Origin of the sequence: Psychrobacter sp., from assembly GCF_035469765.1 — a bacterium.
Taxonomy (GTDB): domain Bacteria; phylum Pseudomonadota; class Gammaproteobacteria; order Pseudomonadales; family Moraxellaceae; genus Psychrobacter.
Window position 1 is genome coordinate 1 of sequence record NZ_DATIRM010000007.1, and the last position, 7,491, is coordinate 7,491.

Consider the following 7,491-nt stretch of genomic DNA (forward strand, 5'->3'; position numbering starts at 1 on the left):
GTTATTGGTAAACATTTTTTGAGTAATCATTATGTATTGTCTCCAAGGCTTGCAGGCTGATGATTATCAGAAGGCATTGGGTTGTGCGAGTCAGGCGTACCGTTGCTATCATCTTTATCGTTTGGTTTGTTGTTCTCGTATTTGTGCGGGAACGCACTACGTACCCAGATGTAAAACATCGGAATAAAGAAGATGCCTAAGAGTGTGGCGGTTATCACACCACCGACAACACTGGTACCGATAGCATTTTGACTGCCTGAACCTGGACCGTTTGCTAAGAATAATGGCACAACACCTAGTCCAAAGGCAAGAGAGGTCATAATAATTGGACGTAAGCGTTGACGCGCTGCTGTCATAACGGCATCTGTGAGACTATAACCTGCCTCTTGGCGCTCTTTGGCAAACTCAATAATCAAAATGGCATTTTTGGCCGATAGACCAACGACCGTAAGTAGACCAACTTGCAAATAAATATCGTTGGCAAAACCGCGTAGCCAAGTAAATATCACTGCACCCAATACCCCAAGTGGAATGACCAATAGGACAGAGAAGGGGATAGACCAGCTTTCATATAGAGCCGCCAAGCACAAGAACACGACTAGGATTGAAAACGCATAAAGCATGGGCGCTTGTGCACCTGACTTTTGCTCTTCCAATGACATGCCTGTCCACTCGTAACTGATACCTTCAGGTAATTTGTCTATCATGGCTTCCATAGAGCTCATTGCCTCACCAGTACTTAAACCTGGTGCTGCGCTACCTTGGATGTTCATTGACGGTAAGCTGTTGTAGCGAGTGAGCCGCGGTGAGCCTGACTGCCACTCACTGCTAGAGAATGCATCGAACGAAATCATATCGTTCATGTCATTTCGTACATACCATTTACCAATGTCATCAGGGTTGGTGCGGCTGCTTGCCTCACCTTGTACATAGACACGTTTAATACGACCACGATCGACGAAGTCATTAACGTAGCTTGAGCCCCACGCTGTTGAGATAACGCTGTTGATATTACTTAACGACAAGCCATAAGCTGCAGCTTGCTCTTGGTTGATGTTTACCTTAAGTTGTGGCGAATCTTCTTGACCGTTAGGACGCACACCAGCAACTTGTTCATTCTGTGCTGCCATACCTAAGAGCATATTACGGGCTTCAAGTAACCCATCGTGTCCAAGGTTGCCACTATCTTGAAGCATTAAATCAAAACCACTGGCATTACCAAGCTCAGTAATAGCTGGGGGTACAATGGCAAATACTTGCGCTTCATTTAACTGAGTAAAGAAATAACCCATTGCTCGACCAGCAACGGCTTGGGCTGTGTTTTCATCACCAGAACGTTCCTCCCAATCTGACAAACGTACAAATGCCAGACCCATATTTTGACCTTGACCAGCAAAACTAAAGCCTGCAATGGTAAAGACAGAAGCAATGTTATCGGTCTCTTGAGTGTCGTAATAATTTCTAACTTTATCCAGTACGTCTTGTGTCTCATCTAGCGTAGAGCCGGCAGGAAGCTGAACCAAGGTAAACATAATACCTTGATCTTCTTCTGGTAAAAATGAGCCAGGAATACGCAAGAACACCACTGCCATAATACCGATAATGGCGGCATAGACAATCAGATATAACCATTTAAAACGGAAGCTTTTACCGACAAATTTTTCATAAGATTGACTGGTTTTGGTAAAAGAGCGGTTAAACCAACCAAAGAAGCCTTTTTGATTTTCGCTATTGCCTTTTTCATGACTTTTGCCACGTTTTAGCAATGTCACACATAGGGCAGGGGTGAAAACAAGCGCGACCATGGCTGATAACACCATGCTGGTAATCAAAGTAATAGAGAACTGACGGTAAATCACGCCTGTTGAGCCGCCAAAGAAAGCCATCGGTATGAATACAGCGGATAAGATAAGCGCAATACCAATAACGATCTTACTGATTTCACCCATCGATTGAACGGTCGCGTCTTTAATAGAAATGTGAGGATCTTCTTCTAATATACGCTCAACGTTCTCTACGACAACGATTGCATCATCGACCAATAGACCAATGGAGAGCACCATAGCAAACATGGTCAATACGTTGATACTAAAGCCAGCAACATACAGCACCCCAAACGTACCCAATAGAACGACAGGTACGGCAAGCGTTGGAATGATAGTCGCGCGCCAGTTCTGTAAGAAAATGAACATAACGATAAATACTAATACAATCGCCTCAATGAGGGTTATAACGACTTGTTCAATAGATAGACGAACAAATGGTGTGGTGTCATAAGGAACCACTGATGTCAGACCAGCTGGAAAATTCTTTTCCAGCTCTGCCATACGCACACCAACTGCCTCACGAGTTTCAAGTGCGTTGGCACCACCAGCAAGCGAGATACCCAAACCAGCCGCTTCTTGTCCATTATATAAAGACACAACGCTATAATTCTCACTGCCGATTTCGACATCCGCCACATCGCCTAAACGTACCTGCGCACCAGCGGTGTCAGTTTTTAACAGAATGTTTTGAAATTCTTCAGGCGTTTGTAAATAGCTTTGGACCGTAACAGTAGCGTTAATCACCTGTTGGTCAGTGTCAGCAGGTGCTTGTCCTAATTGACCAGCAGATACCTGAGTGTTCTGTGCTCGTATCGCATTGACGACATCAGATGGCACCATGTTGTAGCTACGTAGGCGTGAAGGGTCAAGCCAAACACGCATCGCATAGTTAGAGCCAAAGACTTGAACCTCACCCACACCTTCAACCCGACTGATCGCATCGAGGACATTGGAGTTAATATAATCGCCAATGTCTGATCGATCCATACTGCCATCTTCGGAGATGAATGCCTGAACCATCATAAAGCTGCTAGATGATTTATTAACGTTGACGCCTTGACGCTGTACCGATTCAGGTAACGAGCTCATCGCGGCTTGCAGTTTGTTCTGTACTTGTACCTGAGCCGTATCAGAATCAGTACCGTTCTCAAAGGTAAGCGTCACTGAGGCACTACCATTTGAAGAGCTTGATGATGACATATACATCAGACCATCAAGCCCTTTCATGCGCTGCTCAATAATCTGTATTACTGAATTTTCAACGGTTTGCGCGTTAGCACCAGGGTAGCTTGCACTGACCGAAATCGTCGGTGGTGCAATACGTGGATACTGTTCAATCGGTAGGTTAAGAACCGATATCACCCCGATGAGCATGACCAAAACAGCCAGCACCCAAGCAAAAATAGGGCGATTAATAAAAAAACGTGACATAGTAAATCCCTAAGTCTTCCTAGCTTTGAATGGAATTATTTGGCGGCTGATTGTGCAGCTTGCTGCGGTGTTTTGGCAGCAGGCTCTTTTGCAGTAGGCGCAGGGTTTGGATTTTCTAATGGCTTCGCAATAACCTCTTGTTCAGGCTTCACTTTTGCACCACCGATAATCACTACTTTGTCGCCAGCTTGAAGACCGTCAGTGACCACCCATTGTCCTTGATATGTGCCATTAATCGTGACCGGACGAACTTGGATTTTATTGTTTTCATCAACGATATAAACTTGCGTCTCACTTTTAGTCGAGCGCATCACAGCGCTCTGTGGGACGAGTGCCGCATTGGTAATCACGCTTTGAGTTAAGCGGGCGCTGACATACATACCAGGTAATAAGATATTGCTATTATTCGGGAAGACTGCACGTAATGTCACTGCACCTGTTGATTCATCAACTTTCGCTTCTGACAACGCCAACTCACCACGTACAGGATACGTTGAGCCATCTTCTAGTACTAACTCAACTGAATTCATTCCTGCTTGCGCTTTGCCAGCAGAGATTTGTTGGCGCAATTTAAGCAGCTCAGACGATGATTGACTGATATCGACATAGATAGGATCTAGGCGAGAGATGGTCACTAAAGGAGTAGGTTGACCTGAGCTGACCAATGTACCAGCAGTCACGCTAGAGCGATCAGTACGACCTGAGATAGGTGCGCGTACGATAGTACGATTCAGATCTAAGGTACTCGCTTGCAAGCCAGCTTTTGCTGTCTGAATACCAGCTTTTGCGCTTTCAATACCTGCTTGCGATTGACCGATAGCAGCATTGGCGCTTTGTACGGCAGCCTGTGCAGTACGCACGGTGGTTTGTGCTTGGTCGTATTGCTGCTTTGAGATGGCATCAATAGCGACCAAACCTTGCAGACGTTGCAAATCATTTTGTGCTTGTGATAGTGACGCTTGACGGCTGGCCAAATCCGCTTTTGCATTGGCATTATTGGCCAAAGCTGTCTGATAGTTGGCTTCTGCTTGGGCTATCGCCGCCTGACCAGTGGTAATAGACGTTGCATAGTTATCCGTATTGATACGGTATAAAGGCTGACCCTTTTTGACGTTGCTGCCCTCACGGAACAATACTTCGTCTATAATTCCGTTCACCTGTGGGCGGACATCAGCGGTTTGATAAGCCGCTGTGCGTCCAGAAAAAGTCTGTACTTGTGGTACGGTACCAAAGGTAACAGTCTGAACGTTGACGACGGAGGGCGGCATTTGTTGCTGTGCAGCCGCGTCGCCAGCGGCATCCTCTTTTTTGTCACAGCCAACCAGTACAGCTCCAGATAGTACAGTTGCTATTACAAGCGCAAGATAAGAGTGCTTCATCAATGTCCTCGGCAATATGTATATAAAATAATGACAGTATAAAAAGTTAATCAATAAATTTTGGTGTATAGAATATAAAATCTTTACTAATACTGCGCACTTATACTCTCGCTCCCAATTTAGATTTTTAATAAACTGATTTAGTAAAACCTCGCTAGTAGGACATCCGATAGCGAAATAGATTGAGTAGCTATGCCAGATTTTTTTGTATCAAAGTGTAGGCAGACCACAAAGTGGATTAGTAAATTTAACGAGTTATTATAAACTATTGGGGTAACCCCACAGTCAAGTGGTTTACAATAGGAAGGGTGATAAAAAGCAGTAATATTACGTTTTATGGATAAAAAAATACCGTTACAGTAAGCGTCACGTCAGCTAACAGCTAATAGAGCGCTATACATCCTACTATTAAAGTATATTGTAAACTTTTGTTATAATTGTAAAACCATATGAGCATTGAGGTCTTTAGAGCATGAAAAAACAGGTTTGTAAACAAAATAACAAATTTAGCAACCATTAATTATGATCATTAAAAAATAGCCATCAACAGTCTCTACTATGCATAATTAACTATTGCAGTAGAGACGTGAGTCGGTACTAATAGCGGTTAAAAAAACGGTGATGCTACACTAATCGTGCGCTAGCAAGCTCGGTCAATTGGTATAGACCTTGACGATAACGATTGTCAGGTAGGGTGCTAAGTGCTTGTTGCGCCAGCTTGGTTTCTTCCAAAGCACGCAGCTTACAATAATCTAATGAGCCTGAACGGCGTACCAAATCAATAAGCTGCTCAGCGTTTGGCGTTTTACCTGTTTGTACGGCAATACGGAGCTGCTCATAGCCTTCGGCGTCGCTATCTTTGAGCAACTCAAGCGCTTTGATAGTTGGCAGCGTAGGTTTACCTTCTGCAAGGTCGTCGCCTAGGTTTTTGCCCATCACTTCACTATCACCACTATAATCGAGCACATCATCGACAATCTGAAAAGCATTGCCAAAGTGCTGACCAAAATCTGCTAAGGCTTGCAAGTGCTGCGTTTGATCTTGCAAAATCGCAGCACCTTGAGTTGCCATCATAAACAAACGTGAAGTCTTACCGTCGATGATGTTTAGATAGTCTTGCTCAGTTGCTTCAGGGTTATGCTGATGCTGCAGTTGTAATACTTCACCTTCAGCGATATCACAAGTGCCGTCTGAGAACACTTGCAATAGTGGCAAGCTTTGAAAGCCTACCAACAAGTTAAAGGCACGGGCAATCAGATAGTCACCGACCAGTACAGCTGTCGCATTATCCCAAGTCGCGTTCGCGGTTGGCTTACCACGGCGTTGCCCTGATTCATCTATCACATCATCATGTACCAAGGTTGCCGTATGCAGCATCTCAGTAATCGCCGCCAAATGCATCGCCTGCTGTGATGGCTCATCACTAAGCATCCGCGCACATAACAGCGTAATCAAGGGGCGCATACGTTTCCCGCCAGCGTTAATCACGTGCTGTGACACATTCATCACCAGCTGAACTTTGGAGTTAAGACTGCCAAAGACTTGTTTGTCCATAATTTCAAAATCATCAGCCACAATGCTTTGGATATCAGCATAGGTTGGTGTCGACGTTAGATTGACTGATGGCGCAGTAGACAATGGCGCAGCGGTGTTAGATAAAGAAGTACAAGTCATAATAGATAATCAAACCAATAAAAATAAAGAATATGTTAATAGCGATACTTTTAATAGTGATACATAGCAAAGCCAGCGTTTTATGCATGATAGCATAGCTATCTAGTGATATTGTTGATTTAAGTATAGCAAAATTCGATACGGCGCTTGAGGTTCAGGCGAATATTGCGGCGTTTATTATGATGAAAATCAGCAAACCACTGGTAAGTAGCTATTAGCAACTAAGTGATATTAACAACGATGGACGATTGGTAGATGCTTATTACATGTCTATTTACAAAAAACTGTAAGTCTCTGATTAGATAAGCTATAATAGCCGCTGTTGGATTTTAACCACTATCTCTGCGTGTTATTAGGCGCTCTGTATTAATAGCGATATACATTACGCTGGTTAATCAATGACATTGTTCCTGATACGAGCATAGATTTTTGGTATTACCACCATACAAAAACAAGAGGTGCGGCTTGCTTTTATCAGCAAAAAGCCGTAAAATCTTGCCTTTAATTTTTCCCTGTCGTGTTCGTCGTCGAAGTGTTGGTATGATATCAGCCACGGCACACGGGTTAAACGGAGTCATACAATGTACGCAGTAATCAAAACTGGTGGTAAACAGCACCGTGTAGTCGTTAATGAATTGCTTAAAGTTGAATTACTTAAAGCAGAAACAGGCGAAACAATCAAATTTGAAGATGTGTTGATGATTGTTGATGGTGAAACTGTCAAGATTGGTCAGCCTATCGTTGAAGGCGCTAGTGTTGAAGTTGAAGTTGTTGAGCATGGCCGCGGCGAAAAAATCCGTATCGTCAAGCACAACCGTCGTAAGCATTATCACAAAGAGCAAGGTCACCGCCAATGGTATACCTTGTTAAAAATCAAAGCGATTAATGCTTAATTAACGATTGTCAGTTTATTGATAATTAATAACGCACTAAAAGCTTAAGAGTTATCGCATTAGCGATAAGTCACATTAACAAGGAGATTTTCTCATGGCACATAAAAAAGCTGCCGGTTCAAGCCGTAACGGTCGTGATTCAAACCCAAAAATGCTAGGCGTAAAAATCTTTGGCGGTCAAGCCATCGTCGCTGGTAACATCATCGTTCGTCAACGTGGTACAGAGTTCCACGCTGGCGAAGGTGTTGGCATGGGTCGTGACCATACTTTATTTGCACTAAATGACGG

The 7,491-nt window shown here is 43.7% G+C and carries 5 protein-coding genes; 2 read left to right on the top strand and 3 right to left on the bottom strand.

Annotation, left to right across the window (positions count from 1 at the left end; genetic code table 11):
- Positions 1 to 29: 29 nt before the first annotated feature.
- From VLN09_RS00155 to VLN09_RS00165, 3 genes are all read right to left on the bottom strand, one after another.
- Positions 30 to 3,257 carry an efflux RND transporter permease subunit gene (locus VLN09_RS00155; protein ID WP_325242927.1) on the bottom strand — a complete coding sequence of 1,076 codons (3,228 nt, stop codon included), beginning with the start codon at positions 3,255 to 3,257 and terminating at the stop codon, positions 30 to 32.
- Positions 3,258 to 3,292: 35 nt separating this feature from the next.
- Complete coding sequence (locus VLN09_RS00160; protein WP_325242929.1) at positions 3,293 to 4,636, bottom strand: efflux RND transporter periplasmic adaptor subunit; 1,344 nt, start codon at positions 4,634 to 4,636, stop codon at positions 3,293 to 3,295.
- A gap of 624 nt (positions 4,637 to 5,260) precedes the next feature.
- Entirely contained in the window at positions 5,261 to 6,190 is a 930-nt protein-coding gene (locus VLN09_RS00165; protein WP_325242934.1) for a polyprenyl synthetase family protein, read from the bottom strand.
- A 701-nt stretch (positions 6,191 to 6,891) separates the two neighbouring features.
- On the opposite strand from VLN09_RS00165, the gene rplU reads away from it, so the two are divergent.
- Both rplU and rpmA read left to right on the top strand, forming a co-directional pair.
- A complete protein-coding gene (gene rplU, locus VLN09_RS00170) occupies positions 6,892 to 7,203 on the top strand; it encodes a 50S ribosomal protein L21 (protein WP_011280837.1) in 312 nt (103 codons plus the stop codon).
- A gap of 94 nt (positions 7,204 to 7,297) precedes the next feature.
- Positions 7,298 to 7,491, top strand: a 194-nt coding sequence (rpmA, locus tag VLN09_RS00175) for a 50S ribosomal protein L27 (RefSeq protein WP_325242932.1), incomplete at its 3' end; no start/stop codon positions are given.